We start from the raw sequence: 19,860 nt of genomic DNA on the forward strand, positions 1-19,860 counted from the left end.
ATTTTACCTCACTTTGTCTTCTTTGTCAACTGTTTTTAGAAAATTTTTTAAAAAATTTTCTAAATGAAGAATTAAGAGTTAAGAATTAAGAATTAAGAATTAAGAATTAAGAATTAAACGAAGAAATCAGGCAAAAGCCTGATTTCAATCAATAATTCTTCATTCTTCATTTTTCACTCTTCATTGATTATTCAAAGATGGCATTCACAAAGTCTTCTGCATTGAAGTCCTGAAGGTCGTCGATTTTTTCTCCTACTCCAACATACTTTATAGGTATCTTAAGTTCATTGACTATAGGGAATGCAATTCCGCCCTTGGCTGTGCCGTCAAGCTTTGTGAGAATAAGGCCATTTATGCTGCAAGTTTCGCTGAAAAGCTTCGCTTGAATGATGCCGTTTTGACCTGTTGTAGCATCTATTACAAGATATACGTCAATTTTCGCCTCCGAAAATTCCTTGTCTACTATTTTGAAAATCTTGCTCAATTCATTCATTAAATTTTTCTTGTTGTGAAGTCTTCCTGCTGTGTCGCAAATAAGTATGTCGCTTTTGCGGGCCTTAGCAGCCTGAATGGCATCAAATATAACAGCTCCGGGATCAGTGCCGTTTTCTGAAGCAATTATTTCTACATCAGCCCTTGTACACCACTCTTTCAGCTGCTCAACTGCTGCTGCTCTGAATGTGTCTGCTGCTGCAACAATTACTTTTTCGCCCTGCTCCTTGAACCTGTATGCTAATTTACCAATGGAAGTTGTTTTACCAACTCCGTTAACTCCTACAATAAGTATTACTCTTTGCTGATTTTCAGTTGGTTCTTTGTCTTCGTGTTCTTCAAGCATGTTCACAAGATATTTTTTTATAACATTTTTAATTTCAGAAGTGTCTTCAAGCTTGTTTTTTCTTACTTCCTGCTTGATATATTCAATGATGTCCATGGTAGTTTCCATTCCCATGTCAGAAGTAATAAGAATTTCTTCAAGCTCCTCCAGAAATTCATCATCGATTTTTCTGTGTGCAAATACAATATTTTCAATTTGTTCAGTTAGGTTTTTTTTTGTTTTTGAAAGGCCTTCTTTTAACCTGGCAAAAAAGCCCTTCTTTTCTTTTTCCTTATCCATGTGTTCTCCTTTTTTATGAATAATGAATACTGATAATTGATGTAGAGATTTATGCTTCACATAAATCTCCACATTTAATTATTAATTCTTAATTCTTCACTCTTAATTGTTATATGGCGTCTGACAGCTTCAGTGACACCAGCTTTGTAACACCCTTTTCTTCCATAGTGGCACCGTAAAGAGTGTCTGCGCATTCCATTGTTCCTTTTCTGTGAGTTATTACTATAAACTGAGTTTCTCTTGAAAATTCCTTCAAATATTGAGAAAAGCGATTTATGTTTACATCATCAAGTGCTGCTTCAATCTCGTCAAGGATGCAGAATGGTGTTGGTTTTGTCTTTAAAATTGCAAACAAAAGTGCAATGGCCGTAAGAGCCTTTTCTCCTCCTGATAAAAGAGTTATTTTGCTGAGTTTCTTTCCTGGAGGCTGGACCGTTATTTCAATGTTGCTGTTGAGTGCATCGTCTTCGTCTTCCAGATACACGTCTCCGTTTCCTCCGTTGAAAAGTTTCTTGAACACTTCATTAAACTTAACTCTGATGCTGGCAAATTCCTCAACGAACTTATCACGCATTTGAACTTCAAGTTCTTTTATAACGTTATTTAACTGTTCCTTGGCATCTACAAGGTCCTTTTGCTGACTTTTAAGGAAGTCATACCTTTCCTTAACTTCCTCATATTCTTCAATTGCGTCTATGTTTATGTTTCCAAGGTCCTTAATTGCTTTTTTGCATGCATTAACTTCACTGTACAGTCTTGACTGACTTATGGAGTCATCCTTATACTTTAAAGCCATGGCGTAGTTTAATTCATAGTCTTCCCAAAGTTTCGAGGATATTTCTTCAACCTTTGAAATTTCTCTTTCAATTTTCACATTCATCTTGTTTTCATCATCAAGAATTTCTGTGATTGTTTTGTTTGCTTCATTTATTTTATTCTGGTATTCGTATATTTCATTTTGGCTAATATCAAGATTTTCCTTGTTCGTTTTGAAAACTTCATTAATCTTGTTTATTTCTTCCTTGAGTGTTTCTGCTTTTTTGCTAAAATCAGCAATTGCATTTTCAGCAGTAAGGATTTCTGTGTAAATGCTTTTCAAATTTTCATCCTTTGAAAATTTAAGCATGTTGTTTCTTTCAATTTCAGATTGTATGTTGTTGATTTTTTCTTCCTTCAGCTTTATTTGCTGAATTATTTCAGCAACATGATCTCTCTGACCTAAAATAACAGCGTTGTATTCATCATACTTTGTTTTATTTGCTTCATTTTCCAGAGAAATTGCTTCAATTGCCTTTTCTTTTTCTTCGACTTGTTTTTTAAGCTCTTCCGTCTGTAAAAATATTTTCTTAAGGTCTTCTTTGTATTTTGTACTTTCTTCCTGTATATAATGCATTTCTTCAGTGTATTTTTTTATGGCCGAAGCAGTCTTGTCCGCTTGTTCCTGAAGCATGTTTATCTTTGAAGCGTTCATTCCAATTAAATTTGTTTTGTCGTTTATTGTTGCCTTAATATCACTGATTGCTTCGCTTATATTTTTGATTGCTTTTATAGCATTGTTTAATTTATCATTCTTATCATTTAAAAGAGCGGAATATTTTTCTGCAGCTTCCTTCAATTCTTCAATTTCTCTTTTTCTTCCCAAAAGGTTTTGGTTGCTGCTTATGTGTCCACCTGTTACGGAACCCCCTGCATTGATCACATCTCCTGCAAGTGTGACTATTTTTAATGAGTTCCCAAGACGTCTTGAAATTTTAAATCCGTTGTCCAGGTTGTCAACAACCAGGATTCTGCCAAGCAGAAACTTAATTACTCTTTCAAATTCCGGATTTGTGTTTACAAGCAAATCAGCAGTATTGATTACGCTTTTATCCTTGAGAACTTCCTGCTCTTTTGCAGACAATCCTCTTTCCTGAAGCATGTTTATTGGCAGGAATGTAACTCGTCCCACCTTGTTTCTTTTAAGATAATCAATTATATTGCCTGCTTCCTGCTCAGTTTTTACAATTATATTTTGAATTGCTGAACCAAGAGCTATTTCAATTGCAGTTTCATATTCCTTTTCAGTCTTAATAATGTCTGCCACTGTTCCAAGTATGGATTTTAAAACAGGTTCCTTGTCCTTGTTGTTCATTACAGTCTTGATACTTTTGTAGTATCCGTCATAGTAAGCTTCCATGTTTGAAAGTATGTTCATTTTGGACCTGGCGCTGCTTAGGTCTTCACCAGTCTTTTTGATGTCTTGATTAAGAGATTCTCTTTCATTTTCCTTTTTACTGAGATTACCGGATTCTTTATCCAGCTCGGTTCTTTTTTCAGCTATGTATTCTTTTGTACTTTCCTGCTCTTCCTTAAGCTTTGTGATTATGTCAAGCTTACTTTTCATGTCTTCTTCTTCTGTGGACACTTCTTTAGCAAGATGTTCAATTCTTTCTTCATCGTTAGAAATGAATGAATCAATAGTGCTTTTCTGGCTGTTCAGTTTGTTTATTTCTTTGTGAAGCTCGAAAAGGCTGCTTTTTTGTTCCTCGATTTTTGCTACAACATCGTCAATTTTAGCTTTGTATTCCTTGATTTCCTCATTCATTAAGTTGAACTTTTCAGTGTCTTTGTTCAATGTTTCTTCAAGGTCATTTTTTTCTGCACACAACAATTCTATACTTTCATTTAGAGCTGCATTTCTTTTGTTTGTCTCTTCTATTTCTTTTTCTATGTTTTCAATGTTGCTCTTGTAAAGTATTTTCTTTTCACGATGAACCTGACACAGGCTCTGACAGCTTTCAAATTCCTTGGCTTTTATGTCTCTTTCAGCTTCAAGCTCCTTAATTATTAACTGAAGGTCGCTTATTTTTTCCTTTTGAGATACAATTGTTTCAGCAATGGCATCCCTTCTTTTTTGGAGATTTTGTTTTTCCTCAATTGCAATGTTCTTTTGATTTTCAAGGGCTTTGAGCTGCTCGTTGTGCTTTTCGTATTCATGGGCCAGATAGTTAAGCTCATACATCTTTAAATTGTTTTTGATGTCAATGTACTGCTTTGCACGCTTGCTTTGTTCGTGAAGAGGCTCAATGCGCTCTTCAAGCTCATGGATTATATCTTCGATTCTGTCAAGATTGTCGCTTGTTTTTTCAAGCTTTCTTTCAGATTCTTCCTTCCTTGACTTGTACTTTACAATACCTGAGGCTTCTTCAAAAACCTGTCTTCTTGTTTCAGAGTTAGGGCTTAAGATGTCCTCAACACGGCCTTGTCCTATAAATGAATAGCCGTCTCTTCCTATACCCGTGTCCATGAACAGTTCCTTGATGTCTTTAAGCCTGCACTGCTGCTTGTTTATGTAATATTCGCTTTCGCCTGTTTTGTAAAGCTTTCTTTTGATGCTAACTTCCTTGTATTCCACAGGAATAATTCCTGACTCGTTGTCAAAAATCAGGTTTACTTCTGCATATCCCAGAGGCATTCTCTTTTCAGTTCCTGCAAAAATAACATCATCCATTTTGCCCCCTCTTAAAGACTTGGCACTTTGCTCTCCAAGAACCCATTTGATTGCATCGGATATGTTGCTTTTGCCGCTTCCGTTTGGACCTACAACTGCAGTTATTCCATGTTCAACTACAATTTCAGTTTTTTCTGCAAAAGATTTAAATCCATTGACATATACCTTTTTTAAAAACATATTTCCCCCTATTGCAGATCTAGATAGTTTTGAAAAATAAGGCTTTTGTCAAAACTTCCTATTTTCTTATTTTTGTCATATATTATTATTTCGTCAGAATTGTTTAATTTTTTAAATGAAACTTGCTTTAGATGAAAAATTTCCATGAGTTTTTTAACGTTTGACTTTTTTTGTCCTGCAAGAAAACTCATGAGCTTGTCATCAGCCTCTATTATTATATGTTTGTCATTAAGTTCTTCATTTTTTAAAGCTGCAATTAAAGAAGACAAATATAATTTTTCTTCAACCAGCTGCCTGAAGGCAGGATGAAACGGACCTGCAGCCACATCTTCCCCTTCATTGATGGAATCTGAGTTTTGAAGGCCTATTCTTATAACATTTATGTTGTTTACAGCATAATGGCTGTAAATTTCTGCTGAAATATCAACGGCTTCTTCCAAAGAGAGGGGCTTGTAAGCACCTTCCTCATACATGTTTAAAAGTTCCGTGTCCTTGATTGTAAGGGTGGGGTAAATTCTAACCATGTCAGGATGCATTGCTATGGAATCAAGACAAGTTTTTATATCCTTTTTTCTTGTGCTTCCCGGAAGTCCAGGCATAATCTGATGACCCAGAACAAATCCGTGTTTTTTTATGAGCATACTGGCATTTATTGAATCATTTCTGCTGTGACCACGGTTTGATTTCTTAAGAACCTCGTCATCAAGACTTTGAATTCCAAGTTCTATGATGTCCATACCGTATTTTTTCTGCAATATTAAAATATCGTCTGTAATGGCATCAGGTCTTGTAGAACACCTTATAGAATCAACAACTCCCATGTCCTTGTAATGTTTACCTGCAGCAAGAAGCTCTTCCTGCAGATTTATATCAATTGCCGTAAAAGATCCCCCAAAAAATGCCAGCTCTGTGTATGTGTCTTCATTGATTGTTTTTCTGTATTCTTCCACAATATCTCTGACATATTTGCCGCTTGGGGCAACTGTGCCCATGCCTGTAATTTTTTTCTGATTGCAGAACACACAGTCATTAGGACATCCAATATGAGGAACAAACACAGGAATTATTTTCATTTTTTTATTCATTTAACTGACCTTCTGACTTCAATGCATTTTTAGCGGCATCTTGTTCAGCAAGCTTCTTGCTTTTACCTGTTCCTTTACCAACAACGGTCTTGTTAACAAGGACATTTACATGGAACATCTTTTCATGGTCAGGTCCTTCTTCTTTTGTCACCACATATCTGATTTTGCACGACTGACTTTTGCTCTGGTAATATTCCTGAAGATATGATTTAAAATCTGTGACTATTTTTCCTTTCACCGCCAGCTGAATATACTTTGTGAGATTGTCAAGAACAAATTCCTCTGCCTTTCTGTATCCTCCGTCAATGTAAATTGCTGCAATTATTGCCTCTACAGCATCGGCAAGTATTGATTTTCTTTCTCGTCCTCCTGATGCTTCCTCACCCTTTCCAAGGAGAAGGAATCTTCCAATTTGAAGATTTGCTGCAACAAGGCTTAATGTATCTTCGCACACAACCTGAGATCTTAATTTTGTAAGGTCTCCTTCCGGATATTCCGGAAATTTGTCAAAAATGAAGCGGCTTACAGTAATACTTAATACAGCATCACCTAAAAATTCAAGCCTTTCGTTGTTTACCTTGCTGTATGATTTATCTTCATTTGAATAGGAGCTGTGTGTAAGAGATTTTTCCAATATTTCAATGTTCTTAAAACTGTAACCGATTATTTCCTCAAATTCGTTTAGTTCCTTAATATCTATAATCACTGTTCCTCCCAATGATTATAATTGTTTATTATGCTCACGAAAAGTTTCATAAATATAATAAATAATTATAACTTAATTTAATATACAGGACGCATTTCTGCGTCCCTAAATTATGTTCTCAATATATTATTATAAAATAAATATAATTACATATCAATGCTTTCTTCTAAGTAATTGACAATATCTCCCACTGTATTGATTTGTTCAATGCTCTCGTCATCAATTTCGATATCAAATTCGTCTTCGATAGCCATTACCAATTCAAACAATGTTATAGAATCAGCTTCCAGGTCATCTGTAAAAGATGTTTCCAGTGTTATATCTTCAGGATCAACACCTAATTTATCAGCTATAAGCTCTTTAATTCTTTCAAACACATCAATCACCTCCTTGTTATACTTTCTTCAATCAATTCATTTACATTGCTCTCGCAGCACATTTTAGCCTGACGAATGGCATTTTTAATTGCTTTTTCGTCGGAACTTCCATGAGCTTTTATTACAGGAGCTTTTACTCCCAATAAAGGTGCTCCTCCATGTTCTGAATAATCAAATTTGTTTTTGAAATTCATCAATGCAGGCTTTATAAGTGCTGCGCCTATTTTTGTCCTCGTTGATGACATAAGTTCATTCTTGAGTCCCTTCATAAGTTCCAGCACAGTTCCCTCTAAAGTTTTTAAAATCATATTACCAACAAAGCCGTCACAAACTATTATATCCGCTTTTCCCTGAAGTATTTCTCTTGCTTCAATATTACCGATAAAATTCATTGGTAATTTTGTGTTTTCAAGAAGTTCATAAGTTTCGACAGTTAATTTGTCTCCCTTTGATTTCTCTGCTCCGATGTTGGCCAGGGCAATACGGGGATTTTCAACGTTCATGACTTTTTTGAGGTATATGTCTCCCATCATAGCGAAATCATATAGAAATTCGGGTTTTGAATCCACATTTGCGCCGGAATCAATTAAAAGTGCAAAACCTCCGCTCATGTTTGGTATGAGCGAGCCTATTGCAGGTCTTTGAATACCTTCAATTCTTCCGACAATGAGTGTTCCTCCGCTTAACAGCGCTCCTGTGCTTCCGGCAGAAACAACAGCATCAGCTTCTTTATTTTTAACTGCATTGCATGCTACCACCAATGATGAATCTTTCTTTCGCCTGATTGCCATTACAGGCTTGTCATCGTTAGTGATAACTTCTTCTGCATTAATAATTTCAATTTTGTTAAAGCTTGATGTGTACTTTTCAAGTAATTGTTTTACTTCCTTTTCTTTTCCGGAAAGTATAACACTTAAGTTGTACTCATCTCTGGCAAGTATGCTGCCCTTGACAATAGCCTCAGGCGCATTGTCACCACCCATGGCGTCTACTGCGACTTTCATATAGCACCTCTTGTTCCTATATTTTTCTCATAGACTAGTATAACGTAGACGCATTTGTTTTGCAATAAAAAAATAGTGCATTCGCACTACTTTTTACTCAACGCTCATAACTTCTTTGCCGTTATAAAATCCACAAGCTCCACATACTCTGTGAGGAAGCTTTGGTTCATGACACTGTGGGCATTCTATAGTATTTGGAACTGTTAATCTAGATTTCGCAGTTCTTCTTCTATCTCTTCTAGCTTTGGAAGTTTTTCTCTTAGGTACTGCCATTGTAACACCTCCTTAATCCTTCAACAGGTCTTTTAATTTATTAAATCGCGGATCTGTTAAATTGTTTTCGCATTTGCATTCTTCTAAATTTAAATTTACTCCGCAAGTCGGGCATATACCTTTGCAGTCTTGTTTGCACAAGGACTTCATAGGCATGGACAAATAAATCATCTGTTTTATAATTTCGTCCAAATTAACACATCCGTCTGTAATTACTAGCTGAATTTCATCAGATTCTTCATCTTCGCTTAATTTTGACACAATAACCGCTTCAAACTTTGTTACAACAGTATTGTCAAAGTCTTCCAGGCACCTTGCACAAACATCCGCAAAGGTGTACTTGATTGTGCCCGTTAACAAAACACTGTCTTCAACCTTGAAAATATCTCCGCTGAATTCAATGTTCTTATCAAGATGTGTTTTTGCTAAAAAATCTTCGTCATCTATGACAAAATTTTCATTAACATTAAAAGATAATGCATCAGATGATAAAAACTTATTTACTCGAATTAACATAGTACCACCCTTTTCATTCGCAGAGTTAATTATAAGAGAAATTAAATCTTTTGTCAAGCAATTTATTTTACACTTTTATTTGTGTGCAAGTGCTTTTGTGTCTCTTGCTATCATCAATTCCTCGTTTGTAGGAATAACATATACTTTAACTTTTGAGTTATCTTTGGAAATTTCTGCTTCTTTTCCTCTTGTGTTGTTTTTTGCATCATCTATTTCAACTCCAAGGAATTCAAGTCCTTCACAAACCTGTTTTCTTGCAGGAGCAGAGTTTTCACCAAGACCGGCTGTGAATACCAATACATCAACGCCGCCCATTGCTGCAGCATATGAACCTATATATTTCTTAACTGTGTACGCAAATTTGTCCAAAGCAAGCTGTGCTCTTGTATTTCCTTCATCTGCTGCACCCTCAATGTCTCTGAAGTCGCTGCTTACGCCTGAAATTCCAAGAACTCCTGATTTTTTGTTCATGAGGTTATCAACTTGTTCAGCTGAAATATTTTTCTTGTTCATTAGGAATGTAACTATTGCAGGGTCTATGTCTCCGCATCTTGTTCCCATTACAAGTCCTTCAAGAGGAGTCATTCCCATACTTGTGTCAAATGATTTTCCATCTTTTATAGCTGTAAGACTTGCTCCGTTACCTAAATGGCAAGTGATTATTTTCATTCCTTCAAGTTCTTTGCCTGTTAAAGCTTCAACTCTTTCAGAAACATATTTGTGAGATGTTCCGTGGAATCCATATCTTCTGATTCCAAGTTCTTCATATAATTCGTATGGAAGCGGATATATGTAAGATACAGGAGGCATTGTCTGGTGGAAAGCTGTGTCGAATACTCCTACCATAGGTACTGATGGCAACAATTCCTGGCAAGCTTCAATACCGATTATGTTTGGTGGGTTGTGAAGAGGTGCAAGTTCAATGCATTCCTTCATAGCCTTTATAACTTCATCAGTAATAAGTACTGAATCTGCAAATTTTTCTCCGCCGTGTACAACTCTGTGTCCAACAGCATCAACTTCATCTAATGACTTAACAGCTCCGTAGTTAGCATCAACAAGAGCAGTCAACACATGATTGATTGCATCCTTGTGGTCTTTCATAGGTTCCTGGATAACAACCTTATCCATTCCTGTTTTTTCATGTTTTAAAACACTGCCTTCGATACCTATTCTTTCAACAAGACCTTTAGCCAATACACTTTCATCATTCATATTTATTAACTGGTATTTTAATGATGAACTTCCGCAGTTAATTACTAATACATTCATTTTATTCCTCCATGAGTTATTTATATATAAAATCAAAAGATTTTAAAAACTTTTGTCATTTGCTGATGCCGTTTCCGGACAGCATTTAATTATTTTTTCAAATTTGTTATTGTTTAATACCACAATATCGCAGTTTGATATTTCATATTTCCACAAATCTTTATCGTCGGCAATTTTAAGGTAGAGCAAAGCCGACTGTATTACGCCGAAGTGAGTTACCACAACGGAATTGTCAGGAACCTTATCAAAAAAACCAGATACTCTTTTTATTATGTCTTCATATGATTCCCCTTGAGGAAATTTATATTTATGTCTTAAAGAAATCCATTTTTCAGTTTCTTCCAGGTGATTTTCCCGCATTTCTTCCCATGTCATATTTTCAAAAATTCCAAAATTCACTTCAATAAGTTTTTTTTCTACAGCAATTTTATTTATGTCAAAATTGTTTTCTATTGAAATGATTTTTGCAGTATCAAATGCTCTCTTAAGAGGGCTTGAGAATATATTTGAAATATGAGCATCTTTTAAATTCATTGCAGCTATAAGCGCCTGATCCCTGCCGTTTTCTGACAGTTCCACATCAGTTATGCCGCTGTATCTTTTTGTTATATTGGACAGGGATTCCCCATGCCGAACTAAGTATATCATAATTATCCTTTTAAAAAAAGTACTAATATCATAAAAATTATTTGGCTTGTTTCAATGATAAAACCGCATGTATCCCCTGTCATTCCGCCAATTTTGTCTTCAATCCACCCCGCTGTGAAAAGTGTTGCTGCGATTGTCGCAAAACATGATACTGCAAATATCATCCTGTAAGGGGTTATAACAACAAAAATAGCCAAAAATATCAAATTGACAGCCACTGTTTTCATATCCATGGACTCTATGAATGTTGTACCCATTCCTTTTGTTTTTTTTGCATATTTTTTACCCAGGCATGAGACAGCAAGGCATGCTCTTCCCACAACCGGCATCAAGAAACATGTGAACATGTCAGCAAAAGAAAACAAAACAAACTGCGAAAGAAGTATCACAATAAGACATATAACTCCAAATGCTCCTATGTGAGAATCACTCATGATTTCAAATACCCGTTCTCCTGTCCTTCCTGAAAACAGTCCGTCAGAGGTATCGGCAGCTCCATCAAGGTGAATGCCTCCGGTTATTGCAACATATCCGATTGTAAGAACAAGACCTCTTAAAAAAGCTATGTATGTCCTGCCGAATAAAAAGTAAACTGCAACAAGCAAAATTCCTATGACTGCTCCCATAAGAGAGTACAAGGACAATGCTCTTTTGAAATTATTTTCATCGTATGTGATTTTTCTTCCCACAGGAATGCGGGTAAAAAATGAAATCAAAGTTAGAAATCCTGAGGCCATTTTACCATTTCTCCCTTATGTTTAAGTTTGATGGGAATGCCTGAAAATATAAAATACATGAAATCTGACCTGTGGCTTATTTTGCTGTTGATTCTCCCGCTTATATCTCTGAAATAATTTCCCATATAATAAGAAGGAACAACTCCCATACCTGTTTCGTTTGAAACAATAATGAGTTTTTTGTTGTTACAGTTGCATACTTCAATCAATGACATAACTTCAAGAGTTATTTTTTCCTCAAGTTCATTGACTTTTTCAATGCTGCAAAGATCAAAGTCAAGCTTGCTGTCAAACATGAAGTTACCAATCAGTGTTGTGATGCAGTCAATCATTATGGCATCAGAATTCGTAAACTCCGGGAAATTAACAAGATTTTTAAAATCCCTGTACATTTCAAGAGTGCTCCATGATTTTGGACGCTGCTCTTTATGTTTTCTTACTCTGTCAGCCATAGCCTGGTCAGTAACTACTGCCGTAGCCAGGTACAGCACGTTTTCAGCATATTCTTTTGCTTTCATTTCTGCAAATGTGCTTTTACCGCTTCTTGCTCCGCCTATTACAAATGTCACGCTCATAATTTCACCATTTTATAATTTTTACCATTAACTCTAGTATTATAACATTTAAAATGCAAAAATCAAACAAATTTCTGCAAAAAAATGTATGAATTAATTCCTGTTTTGTTTGACTTTATCATAAAATAAAATTAATATATAGTAAAACGATTAAAGGTGAACTATGAAAATAACCGGTATTGTAGCAGAATACAACCCCTTTCACATGGGTCATGAATATCAGCTGAATAAAGCACGTGAATTATCAGGCTGCGATGCAGTTGCTGTTGTTATGAGCGGAAATTTCGTGCAGCGCGGAGAACCGGCAATAATAGACAAATTCAGACGTGCTGAGGCAGCCGTCCATGCAGGAGCCGACATCGTCATTGAACTTCCCATGCCTTTTTCATGCCAGAATGCAGAAATGTTTGCTTTTGCAGCAGTAAATGAATTAAAAAAGCTTCATGTAACGTCTTTGAGCTTTGGCTGCGAAAATGAAGACCCCAAAATGCTTTTAAAAATTGCCAAGACACAGCTTTCAGATACATATGTTAAAATTTTGAAAGAAGAAATAAAAAAAGGAATATCATTTCCAGCCGCCATGACAAATGCATTGAAATTAATCCTTGGAGAAGAATCACGTGATACGGTTCTTTCCCCAAACAATGTGCTGGCTGTTGAATACATGAAAAGCGTCATGAAGCAAGACTTAAAGTGGGACTTTTACCCTGTAAGGCGCATGGGGAAAAATCATAACGATGAAGATATATCAGGACTCTTTGACAGCGCCACTGCAATCAGAAAAGCAATTTTATCTCGTTCTTCTCAAAACATAAGTGCCACAGAAAAAAGCATAGAATTAATTGAGGATTTTTACGAAAAATTCAATGGGTTTAATAGTCTTGATAATTATGTGGATATTTTGTACTACAAGATAATTGATCTGGGTGCTGATGGACTTAGTGAAATATTTGAAGTTTCAGAAGGCCTCAACAATAAAATATATGACAATGTCTACAAACATTCAACAATGGATGATTTCATCATGAGCCTTAAATCCAAGCGTTACACATATTCCAAGTTAAGGCGTGCTATGCTTAATATAATTTTAGACATTAAACATAATGACATAAAATATTTTATGTTGCCTAATAATCATGAATATGTTAAGGTATTAGCTTTTAACAATGTGGGAAGAAATGTAATAAAACATGCAAGAACATTTAACACTGCAGCAATAAACCGTTTTTCAGACTACAAAAAAAACAGATTAGCTGCTGAAGACATTCCCCTGTTCCGCCTCACAAACAAATCAACAAACTTGTACTACCTGCCTTTCAGAAACCGTGAGACAAATGTTGAATACAAGGAAAATGCTGTATATATAAATGATAAATAATTCATATTTCCCCCTGAATGCAATAAAATGTGTTATGGGGGTTGTATTATGTTGAAGCGAAACTTTATTCCTGTTCTTATTTTAGTTTTTATAAGCTTATTTATACTAAAACCTGACATTGTGTCTGAAGGAGCTTTCAGAGGACTTAACATTTGGGTTAACAACATAGTTCCATTTTTGTTTCCAATGTCTGTATTGTCAAACATCCTGCTTCAGTACAACTTCTTGTACAGTTTGTTCGGGCGCATGTCTTATTTGTCAACTAAACTTTTTAAAAGCAAGTTTGCTCTCATTCCATTTTTCATAAGTTTCATATCAGGCTACCCTTCAGGAGCCATGGCTGTGAACATAATGGCAGGAGGCAAACGAATAAATGAAGAAGAAGCTAATTATCTGACCGTATTTGCAAATGACTGCAGTTTTCAATTCATTGCAGGAGCTGTATCATTTTCAATGCTGGGTGATTTTCATCTGTACCGTTTCATTGCAATTCCGCATTTTCTCGGTGCTCTGGCAATAGGAATGATGATGTCAAAAAAAGAGTCTAGGCTTGGAATGAACATAAGCGCCTTGAGAAAACCAGTCATGTCTTTTAACAAAGCTTTCAGCACTGCTATTTACAAATCAGTTTCAAGCATATTATCAGTGGGCGGAGTCATTGTTATTTTTTCGGTTATATCACACTTTTTAAGTGACAGTCTGGAAAGCATTGCAGCTTTACTTAATCTTAAAATGTACATAAGTGACATCATTTATTCTCTTTTGATTGGGTGCCTGGAACTTACAAACGGCTGCAGCATCATTACATCTTCATCATTTGTTCCTCTTGAAATAAAACTCATAGTAATTAATTTTCTCATAAGCTTTTCTGGAATGTCAGTAATCTTTCAGACAATGGCCGTAGTGGATGAATTTGATTTTGACGCTAAAAGCTACATATTTTATAAATTCATGCAAGGCGTCATGTCTTCACTCATATGCACGCTCATGTTCATTTTTGCAGGGAATATATATTGATTATACAACAAATAATATGTATAATGGTAACAGCATATATACAAGGTGATAAAATGATAAATGTTATAATTACAGGAACAGGCGGCATGATTCCTCTTCCCGACAGATTTCTGGCATCATGCGTAATTGAATATAACGGAAGAAAAATTCTTATTGACTGCGGAGAAGGAACACAGGTTTCTCTTCACAAGGGGAAAATCAGCATTAGTAAAATTGATGTGATACTGCTCACCCACTGCCATGCAGATCACGTAACCGGACTTCCGGGACTTTTGCTGACAATTGGAAACAGCGGAAGAACAGAACCCTTAGACATTATAGGTCCAAGAGGAAGTATGAATATTATAAACTCATTGCTGGTTGTGTGCGGTTATCTTCCATTTGAAGTGAGAATGTCAGAGCTTCATGATACAAAACCAGTTGAATTTGAGCAGATAGGGCTGAATATAACATCCATACCTCTTAAACATCACATGAACTGCGTTGGTTACAGTCTTGAGCTTAAGTTAAAGCCTCACTTCAACCCTGAAAAGGCACGACAATTGAATATTCCAGTAAACTTCTGGAAAACTCTGCATGGCGGAGAAAGTGTAAAAGTCATGGACAAAACAATTACTCCTGACATGGTCTTAGGAGAAGAAAGAACCCCCATTAAAATATCCTATGTAACTGACACAAGACCTGTTGATTGGATAAATAAAATTGTGAGAAACTCAGATTTGTTCATATGCGAAGGAATGTACGGAGATGATGAGCAGAAAGAAAAAACATCAGAAAAAATGCACATGATTTTTTCGGAAGCTGCTGAAATTGCACGTGATTCCAATGTAAAAGAGCTTTGGCTCACTCATTTCAGCCCTGCCATGCCAAATCCCGGTGAATACATAAAATTTGCAAAAGTTATATTTCCAAACACCCACATCGGCATTGATTTGATGCATAAAGAATTCAAACCAGCAGAATAGCAAAATATTAATTAAGAATGAAGAGTTATGCTGAAGAATTAAAAGAAGGGATTGTGCCGCAGCACAATCCCAACCAATAATTCTTAATTCTTAATTCTTAATTGTATTTATTTCTTTCCTTTCAATCTTTTCAGACGGAAGAAGTCTTCTCTTTCCTTTTCTTCCAAGACTTCCTGGATGTATTTTACCTGTTCTCTGTACTTTGGTATTTGAACATGCTGCAAGGCATTTGTTCTTTTTTGTGTTTTTTGTATTTCCTTGGCAAGCTTGAAAACTGAATTTTCAATTTCTGCCAGTTCGTACATTTTAAGCTTTGCTTTACAAAACATCTGTCTTGCTTCATCGAGAGATGCATTTGTTGAATAAAAGCCATAGGCAGGAAGAATGTCATCTTCCTTGTACTTCAGTGTGGGAATGTCCACGCCCATGACGCTTTTTAAAAGAATGTCGTAGTGTTCGTCAGTGGGTATGCCATAGCTTATGTCTTCAACATTTTTTACACCCAATGTCATGTTTGCTTTTTGCAATACTGCATAAGCTTCAACCATTACGTCATAAATTTCATTTTGCATGCTTCGTGCCTTGTCTACAAATACCATCATTTCTTTTATAAGAATGTTCCTTTTTTTATCTAAAAGCTCATATCCCTTTTTTGAAAGCTCAAGGGATGACTTTGCTTTTATTAGGTTAGATTTTGTAGGTGCAACCATCACTGCCATAACTATCTCTCCCTGTTGTGTACGTAATATTTAGACAACATTTCAGGTTTCACACGATCAAGTTCTGTTTCAGGCAATATTGACAAAACATACCATCCAAGGTCAAGAGTTTCATTTATGTTTCTGTTTTCATTCTTGTCCTGAGCTATAAATTTGTTTTCAAGCTCACGTCCGAACTGCAGATATAATTTATCTGTTTCTCCCAGATCGTCTTCACCGATTATCTGAGAAAGGCTTCGTATGTCCTGAACCTTTGAATATGAAGCGTAAATCTGGCTCTGCAGGTCTGAATGGTCTTCTCTTGTATATTCAGCACCTATACCGTCCTTCATTAGACGTGAAAGTGACGGCAGAATGTCTATCGGCGGATATATTCCCTTATGGTTCAATTCCCTGTTAAGAACTACCTGTCCTTCTGTGATGAATCCTGTTAAGTCGGGTATTGGATGTGTTATATCATCGTTAGGCATTGTCAATATTGGTATAAGCGTTATTGAACCTTCACAGCTCTTAAGCATTCCGGCTCTTTCATAAATTGTAGAAAGGTCTGAATACAAATATCCCGGGTATCCTTTACGTGACGGAACTTCTTCCTTTGCTGATGAAATTTCACGAAGAGCTTCCGCATAACTTGTCATGTCTGTCAAAATAACCAGCACGTGCATGTTGTTTTCAAAAGCAAGATACTCTGCTGCAGTAAGGGCACATCTTGGAGTCGAAATTCTTTCTATAATAGGAGCATCTGCTGTGTTAAGATACATTACAACGTGATCCAGAACTCCTGCAGATTCAAAGCTTTTTCTGAAGTAGTCTGCATCGTCGTGACGAACTCCCATTGCACCGAAAACAACTGCAAAATTGTCCTTTGTGGCTCCCTTTATTTTAGCTTGTTTAACTATCTGAGCTGCCAGTTCATTGTGTGACATACCATTTCCTGAGAATATAGGAAGCTTCTGTCCTCTAATGAGTGTCATAAGTGAATCTATTGCAGAAATACCTGTCTGAATGAAGTTCTTTGGGTATCTTCTTGCAACCGGATTTATTGGTCTGCCGTTAATATTTTGTTTTACCGGTGATATTACCTGGTACGCATTATCTATTGGTTCCCCAACGCCATTGAATGTTCTTCCAAGTATTTCCTTTGACAAAGGAATTGTAAGTGGTTCAGCAAGAAACTTTACAGAAGAGTTGTCTGTTGATATTCCTGTTGTTCCTTCAAAAACCTGAGCGATTATTTTGTCGCCTTCGATTTTGATTATTTTCCCTTTTCTTGTTTCATTTTCATCAACCCTGATGTTTATTGTTTCACCATAGGAAGCATCTTCAATGCCTGTAAGAACTATTAACGGGCCTGCAATTTTTTGTATTTTTAAATATTCCTTTTTCATATCAACACTCCCTATTCATACTTTAATCTCAAGCTGCTGTAAACATCAACAATCTTGTTCATCAATTCATCAAGCAGCTCTAATTTATCATTCGGGATTTCATATTTGATTTTCAATATATCTTGAATAACAGACTCGCCTCTAATTACAGAAATCGGAATGCCAATTTTAACGCAGGCCAATGCTTCTTCATAGAATGTATCTATTACTTTAAGCATCAAATATTGTTTTTTAAGCACAACGTAAGTGTCTTCCGCGTGCATTGCATTTTGCTGCAAAAATCCTTTTTTGATTATTCTTGCTGTTTCAAGTACCAGCGCCTGGTCATTAGGAAGAACATCTTCTCCGACCAATTGAACAATTTCATTTAATTTCTCTTCTTCCTGAAGAAGAACAATCATTTTATGTCTTAGTTCAAGCATGTCAGGAGCAACATTTTCTTCATACCATTCTGATAGCATGTCAACATATCCTGAATAACTTGTAAGGTAGTTGATTGCCGGATAATGTCTTGCATAAGCAAGCTTCTTATCAAGTCCCAGGAATGCTGAAACGAAACGCTTAGTGTTTTCCGTAACAGGTTCTGAGAAGTCCCCTCCAGGAGGTGAAACTGCTCCGATTATTGTAATTGTTGCTTCGTCATCATTTAAAGTCTTAACACAGCCTGCTCTTTCATAAAATTCTGCAAGCCTTGAAGGCAAATATGCCGGGTATCCTTCTTCCGCAGGCATTTGTTCAAGACGTCCTGAAATTTCACGAAGAGCTTCTGCCCATCTTGAAGTAGAATCTGCCATTATAGCAACGTCATAACCCATGTCTCTGAAGTATTCAGCCATAGTGATTCCTGTGTATATGCTGGCTTCACGGGCAGCAACAGGCATGTTAGATGTGTTTGCTATAAGAATAGTTCTTTCCATCAACGGTCTGTTTGTACGAGGGTCAATAAGTTTTGGAAATTCTTCCAATACGTCTGTCATTTCGTTTCCACGTTCACCGCAGCCTATATAGACTATTATGTCGGCATCACACCATTTTGCAAGCTGATGCTGAGTAACAGTCTTTCCGGTACCGAATCCTCCAGGAAGACCAACAGTTCCTCCCTTAGCTATTGGATAGAAAGAGTCAATAACTCTTTGTCCTGTAATAAGAGGTTTGTATATTGGAATTCTTCTGTTTATAGGTCTTGCTTTTCTTACAGGCCATTTTGTTGACAAAGTAAGGTTTAAAAGTTCTGTGTTGTCTTTTGTGAGAACAACAACTGTATCATTTATAGTGTATTGTCCGTTTGGTTTAACTTCTTTTACTGTTCCGCTTACATTGATTGGAACAAGCAATTTATGAAGAATTCTTTGAGTTTCCTGAACAGTTGCGTAAACTTCGCCGGGTTTTAATTTATCTCCTGGCTTAACTGTAATTGTAACATCCCATTTTTTTTCTTCATCCAGTGTCAAAAGACCAATTCCTTCCGGAATGAAGTCCTGTGACATATTTTGAATTTTGTTCAACGGTCTTTGAATTCCGTCAAAAATGTTGCCTATCATGCCTGGACCTAAAGTTACAGACAAAGGGCTTCCTGTTGAATAAATTTTTTCCCCTGCCTTCAGTCCTTCTGTTTCTTCGTATACCTGCACAGTAGCAATGTCTCCGTCCAAAGAAACAACTTCTCCTATAAGCTTTTGAGTTCCTACAGTAACCATTTCGTTTACTTTGAATGAACCCATATTGAGCCCTTTGACAACAGGTCCGTTTATTGAGTTAACAATACCTTCGTTTCTATTCATTTAAGTCACCTGCCTCTAAAGCCTCAAATATTGTCTGCATGATATATGTCTTGTTGTCTTCAAGAACAGCGTCTATTGACAAATCCATTTTGATGTCTTTGTCGGGAATAACTGCTATGAAGCCGCCCATAATATCATTTGTTGTTTTAAATTCTATGTTTTTGCAGCTTTTATTTTTAGAAAGTTCTTTTTGGATAAAATCTGCATGCCTTTGTTTGTCGTTTTCTGTCAATTGAATAACCAGGCTGCATTCACCATAGCTTTTCAATAAATTTTCCAAATTTGAAATCAAGCTGTTCAAATATGTTTTGTACTTTTCTGAAACAATGAAATCCGATAATCTTTTTTTGAATGTTTCCATGAAAGTATAATAATATTTTTCTTTTAATACTATAATCTCTCGTTTTATGATTACCTTTGATCTGCTCAAGCTTTCAGTTTTTTTCATTTCAGCCTTTTTCGCAGCTCTTTCCTCGATGGACTTTGCCATCTGATTTGCTTCATCCATGCTTTTCTTGATTTTCAAATCATATTGCTTTTCCATTTCCTTTAATTCTTCATTGAGACTCTTGTCCATGGAATTGTTTATGAGCTTGGAAAACAGTAATAATTTTTGTTCTATCGTAACCATA

19 protein-coding genes are annotated in these 19,860 nt (G+C 36.0%); 3 read left to right on the plus strand and 16 right to left on the minus strand.

Annotation, left to right across the window (positions count from 1 at the left end; genetic code table 11):
* Positions 1-187 precede the first annotated feature (187 nt).
* From ftsY to cobU, 12 genes are all read right to left on the minus strand, one after another.
* Positions 188-1,117, minus strand: a complete 930-nt coding sequence (ftsY, locus tag LY60_RS03845; RefSeq protein WP_145080251.1) for a signal recognition particle-docking protein FtsY — start codon at positions 1,115-1,117, stop codon at positions 188-190.
* A gap of 109 nt (positions 1,118-1,226) precedes the next feature.
* Complete coding sequence (gene smc / locus LY60_RS03850) at positions 1,227-4,787, minus strand: chromosome segregation protein SMC (protein WP_145080254.1); 3,561 nt, start codon at positions 4,785-4,787, stop codon at positions 1,227-1,229.
* A gap of 8 nt (positions 4,788-4,795) precedes the next feature.
* The gene (locus LY60_RS03855; RefSeq protein ID WP_145080257.1) at positions 4,796-5,872 is read right to left on the minus strand and encodes an elongator complex protein 3; all 1,077 of its coding nucleotides are present in this window, start codon (positions 5,870-5,872) and stop codon (positions 4,796-4,798) included.
* Positions 5,865-6,578, minus strand: coding sequence for a ribonuclease III (rnc, locus tag LY60_RS03860; RefSeq protein WP_145080260.1), 714 nt, complete (start codon positions 6,576-6,578; stop codon positions 5,865-5,867). Before rnc ends, LY60_RS03855 begins: the two co-directional genes overlap by 8 nt.
* A gap of 146 nt (positions 6,579-6,724) precedes the next feature.
* Positions 6,725-6,964 carry an acyl carrier protein gene (gene acpP / locus LY60_RS03865; protein ID WP_019227133.1) on the minus strand — a complete coding sequence of 80 codons (240 nt, stop codon included), beginning with the start codon at positions 6,962-6,964 and terminating at the stop codon, positions 6,725-6,727.
* Positions 6,961-7,959 carry a phosphate acyltransferase PlsX gene (gene plsX, locus LY60_RS03870; RefSeq protein WP_019227134.1) on the minus strand — a complete coding sequence of 333 codons (999 nt, stop codon included), beginning with the start codon at positions 7,957-7,959 and terminating at the stop codon, positions 6,961-6,963. The genes acpP and plsX overlap by 4 nt, the downstream gene beginning before the upstream one ends.
* A gap of 93 nt (positions 7,960-8,052) precedes the next feature.
* Complete coding sequence (gene rpmF / locus LY60_RS03875) at positions 8,053-8,232, minus strand: 50S ribosomal protein L32 (protein ID WP_019227135.1); 180 nt, start codon at positions 8,230-8,232, stop codon at positions 8,053-8,055.
* A 12-nt stretch (positions 8,233-8,244) separates the two neighbouring features.
* Complete coding sequence (locus LY60_RS03880; protein WP_145080263.1) at positions 8,245-8,748, minus strand: YceD family protein; 504 nt, start codon at positions 8,746-8,748, stop codon at positions 8,245-8,247.
* A gap of 75 nt (positions 8,749-8,823) precedes the next feature.
* Positions 8,824-10,020, minus strand: a complete 1,197-nt coding sequence (locus tag LY60_RS03885) for an acetate/propionate family kinase (protein ID WP_019227137.1) — start codon at positions 10,018-10,020, stop codon at positions 8,824-8,826.
* A 42-nt stretch (positions 10,021-10,062) separates the two neighbouring features.
* Complete coding sequence (locus LY60_RS03890; RefSeq protein ID WP_145080266.1) at positions 10,063-10,668, minus strand: histidine phosphatase family protein; 606 nt, start codon at positions 10,666-10,668, stop codon at positions 10,063-10,065.
* A 2-nt stretch (positions 10,669-10,670) separates the two neighbouring features.
* A complete protein-coding gene (gene cobS, locus LY60_RS03895; protein ID WP_145080269.1) occupies positions 10,671-11,405 on the minus strand; it encodes an adenosylcobinamide-GDP ribazoletransferase in 735 nt (244 codons plus the stop codon).
* Positions 11,387-11,980 carry a bifunctional adenosylcobinamide kinase/adenosylcobinamide-phosphate guanylyltransferase gene (gene cobU, locus LY60_RS03900; protein WP_145080273.1) on the minus strand — a complete coding sequence of 198 codons (594 nt, stop codon included), beginning with the start codon at positions 11,978-11,980 and terminating at the stop codon, positions 11,387-11,389. Before cobU ends, cobS begins: the two co-directional genes overlap by 19 nt.
* Positions 11,981-12,143: 163 nt before the next feature.
* On the opposite strand from cobU, the gene LY60_RS03905 reads away from it, so the two are divergent.
* Genes LY60_RS03905 through LY60_RS03915 form a run of 3 tightly spaced genes read left to right on the plus strand, consistent with a single transcriptional unit; the run spans position 12,144 to position 15,340 of the window.
* Positions 12,144-13,358, plus strand: a complete 1,215-nt coding sequence (locus tag LY60_RS03905; RefSeq protein WP_145080276.1) for a nucleotidyltransferase — start codon at positions 12,144-12,146, stop codon at positions 13,356-13,358.
* 48 nt (positions 13,359-13,406) lie between these two features.
* A complete protein-coding gene (locus LY60_RS03910) occupies positions 13,407-14,375 on the plus strand; it encodes a hypothetical protein (RefSeq protein WP_145080279.1) in 969 nt (322 codons plus the stop codon).
* Positions 14,376-14,428: 53 nt separating this feature from the next.
* Positions 14,429-15,340: a ribonuclease Z gene (locus tag LY60_RS03915; RefSeq protein WP_145080282.1), complete on the plus strand. Its 912-nt coding sequence runs from the start codon at positions 14,429-14,431 to the stop codon at positions 15,338-15,340.
* A 107-nt stretch (positions 15,341-15,447) separates the two neighbouring features.
* Here the strand turns inward: LY60_RS03915 and LY60_RS03920 are convergent, their stop codons facing one another.
* From LY60_RS03920 to LY60_RS03935, 4 genes are read right to left on the minus strand one after another with little or no spacing between them, the layout of a single operon-like run.
* Positions 15,448-16,059, minus strand: coding sequence for a V-type ATP synthase subunit D (locus LY60_RS03920; RefSeq protein ID WP_145080285.1), 612 nt, complete (start codon positions 16,057-16,059; stop codon positions 15,448-15,450).
* 2 nt (positions 16,060-16,061) lie between these two features.
* The gene (locus tag LY60_RS03925) at positions 16,062-17,447 is read right to left on the minus strand and encodes a V-type ATP synthase subunit B (protein ID WP_145080288.1); all 1,386 of its coding nucleotides are present in this window, start codon (positions 17,445-17,447) and stop codon (positions 16,062-16,064) included.
* Positions 17,448-17,458: 11 nt separating this feature from the next.
* Positions 17,459-19,228: a V-type ATP synthase subunit A gene (locus LY60_RS03930; RefSeq protein ID WP_019227146.1), complete on the minus strand. Its 1,770-nt coding sequence runs from the start codon at positions 19,226-19,228 to the stop codon at positions 17,459-17,461.
* Complete coding sequence (locus LY60_RS03935; RefSeq protein WP_145080291.1) at positions 19,221-19,859, minus strand: V-type ATP synthase subunit E; 639 nt, start codon at positions 19,857-19,859, stop codon at positions 19,221-19,223. Before LY60_RS03935 ends, LY60_RS03930 begins: the two co-directional genes overlap by 8 nt.
* Position 19,860 lies beyond the last annotated feature (1 nt).

It is taken from the genome of Sedimentibacter saalensis (assembly GCF_007830175.1).
Taxonomy (GTDB): domain Bacteria; phylum Bacillota; class Clostridia; order Tissierellales; family Sedimentibacteraceae; genus Sedimentibacter; species Sedimentibacter saalensis.

What these genes read in the sequence shown, in the direction of transcription:
- ftsY (WP_145080251.1), bottom strand. Translation starts at nt 1,117, where the DNA reads ATGGATAAGGAAAAAGAAAAGAAGGGCTTTTTTGCCAGGTTAAAAGAA.
- smc (WP_145080254.1), bottom strand. Translation starts at nt 4,787, where the DNA reads ATGTTTTTAAAAAAGGTATATGTCAATGGATTTAAATCTTTTGCAGAA.
- LY60_RS03855 (WP_145080257.1), bottom strand. Translation starts at nt 5,872, where the DNA reads ATGAATAAAAAAATGAAAATAATTCCTGTGTTTGTTCCTCATATTGGA.
- plsX (WP_019227134.1), bottom strand. Translation starts at nt 7,959, where the DNA reads ATGAAAGTCGCAGTAGACGCCATGGGTGGTGACAATGCGCCTGAGGCT.
- rpmF (WP_019227135.1), bottom strand. Translation starts at nt 8,232, where the DNA reads ATGGCAGTACCTAAGAGAAAAACTTCCAAAGCTAGAAGAGATAGAAGA.
- LY60_RS03880 (WP_145080263.1), bottom strand. Translation starts at nt 8,748, where the DNA reads ATGTTAATTCGAGTAAATAAGTTTTTATCATCTGATGCATTATCTTTT.
- LY60_RS03885 (WP_019227137.1), bottom strand. Translation starts at nt 10,020, where the DNA reads ATGAATGTATTAGTAATTAACTGCGGAAGTTCATCATTAAAATACCAG.
- LY60_RS03890 (WP_145080266.1), bottom strand. Translation starts at nt 10,668, where the DNA reads ATGATATACTTAGTTCGGCATGGGGAATCCCTGTCCAATATAACAAAA.
- cobS (WP_145080269.1), bottom strand. Translation starts at nt 11,405, where the DNA reads ATGGCCTCAGGATTTCTAACTTTGATTTCATTTTTTACCCGCATTCCT.
- cobU (WP_145080273.1), bottom strand. Translation starts at nt 11,980, where the DNA reads ATGAGCGTGACATTTGTAATAGGCGGAGCAAGAAGCGGTAAAAGCACA.
- LY60_RS03905 (WP_145080276.1), top strand. Translation starts at nt 12,144, where the DNA reads ATGAAAATAACCGGTATTGTAGCAGAATACAACCCCTTTCACATGGGT.
- LY60_RS03910 (WP_145080279.1), top strand. Translation starts at nt 13,407, where the DNA reads ATGTTGAAGCGAAACTTTATTCCTGTTCTTATTTTAGTTTTTATAAGC.
- LY60_RS03915 (WP_145080282.1), top strand. Translation starts at nt 14,429, where the DNA reads ATGATAAATGTTATAATTACAGGAACAGGCGGCATGATTCCTCTTCCC.
- LY60_RS03920 (WP_145080285.1), bottom strand. Translation starts at nt 16,059, where the DNA reads ATGGCAGTGATGGTTGCACCTACAAAATCTAACCTAATAAAAGCAAAG.
- LY60_RS03925 (WP_145080288.1), bottom strand. Translation starts at nt 17,447, where the DNA reads ATGAAAAAGGAATATTTAAAAATACAAAAAATTGCAGGCCCGTTAATA.
- LY60_RS03930 (WP_019227146.1), bottom strand. Translation starts at nt 19,228, where the DNA reads ATGAATAGAAACGAAGGTATTGTTAACTCAATAAACGGACCTGTTGTC.
- LY60_RS03935 (WP_145080291.1), bottom strand. Translation starts at nt 19,859, where the DNA reads ATGGTTACGATAGAACAAAAATTATTACTGTTTTCCAAGCTCATAAAC.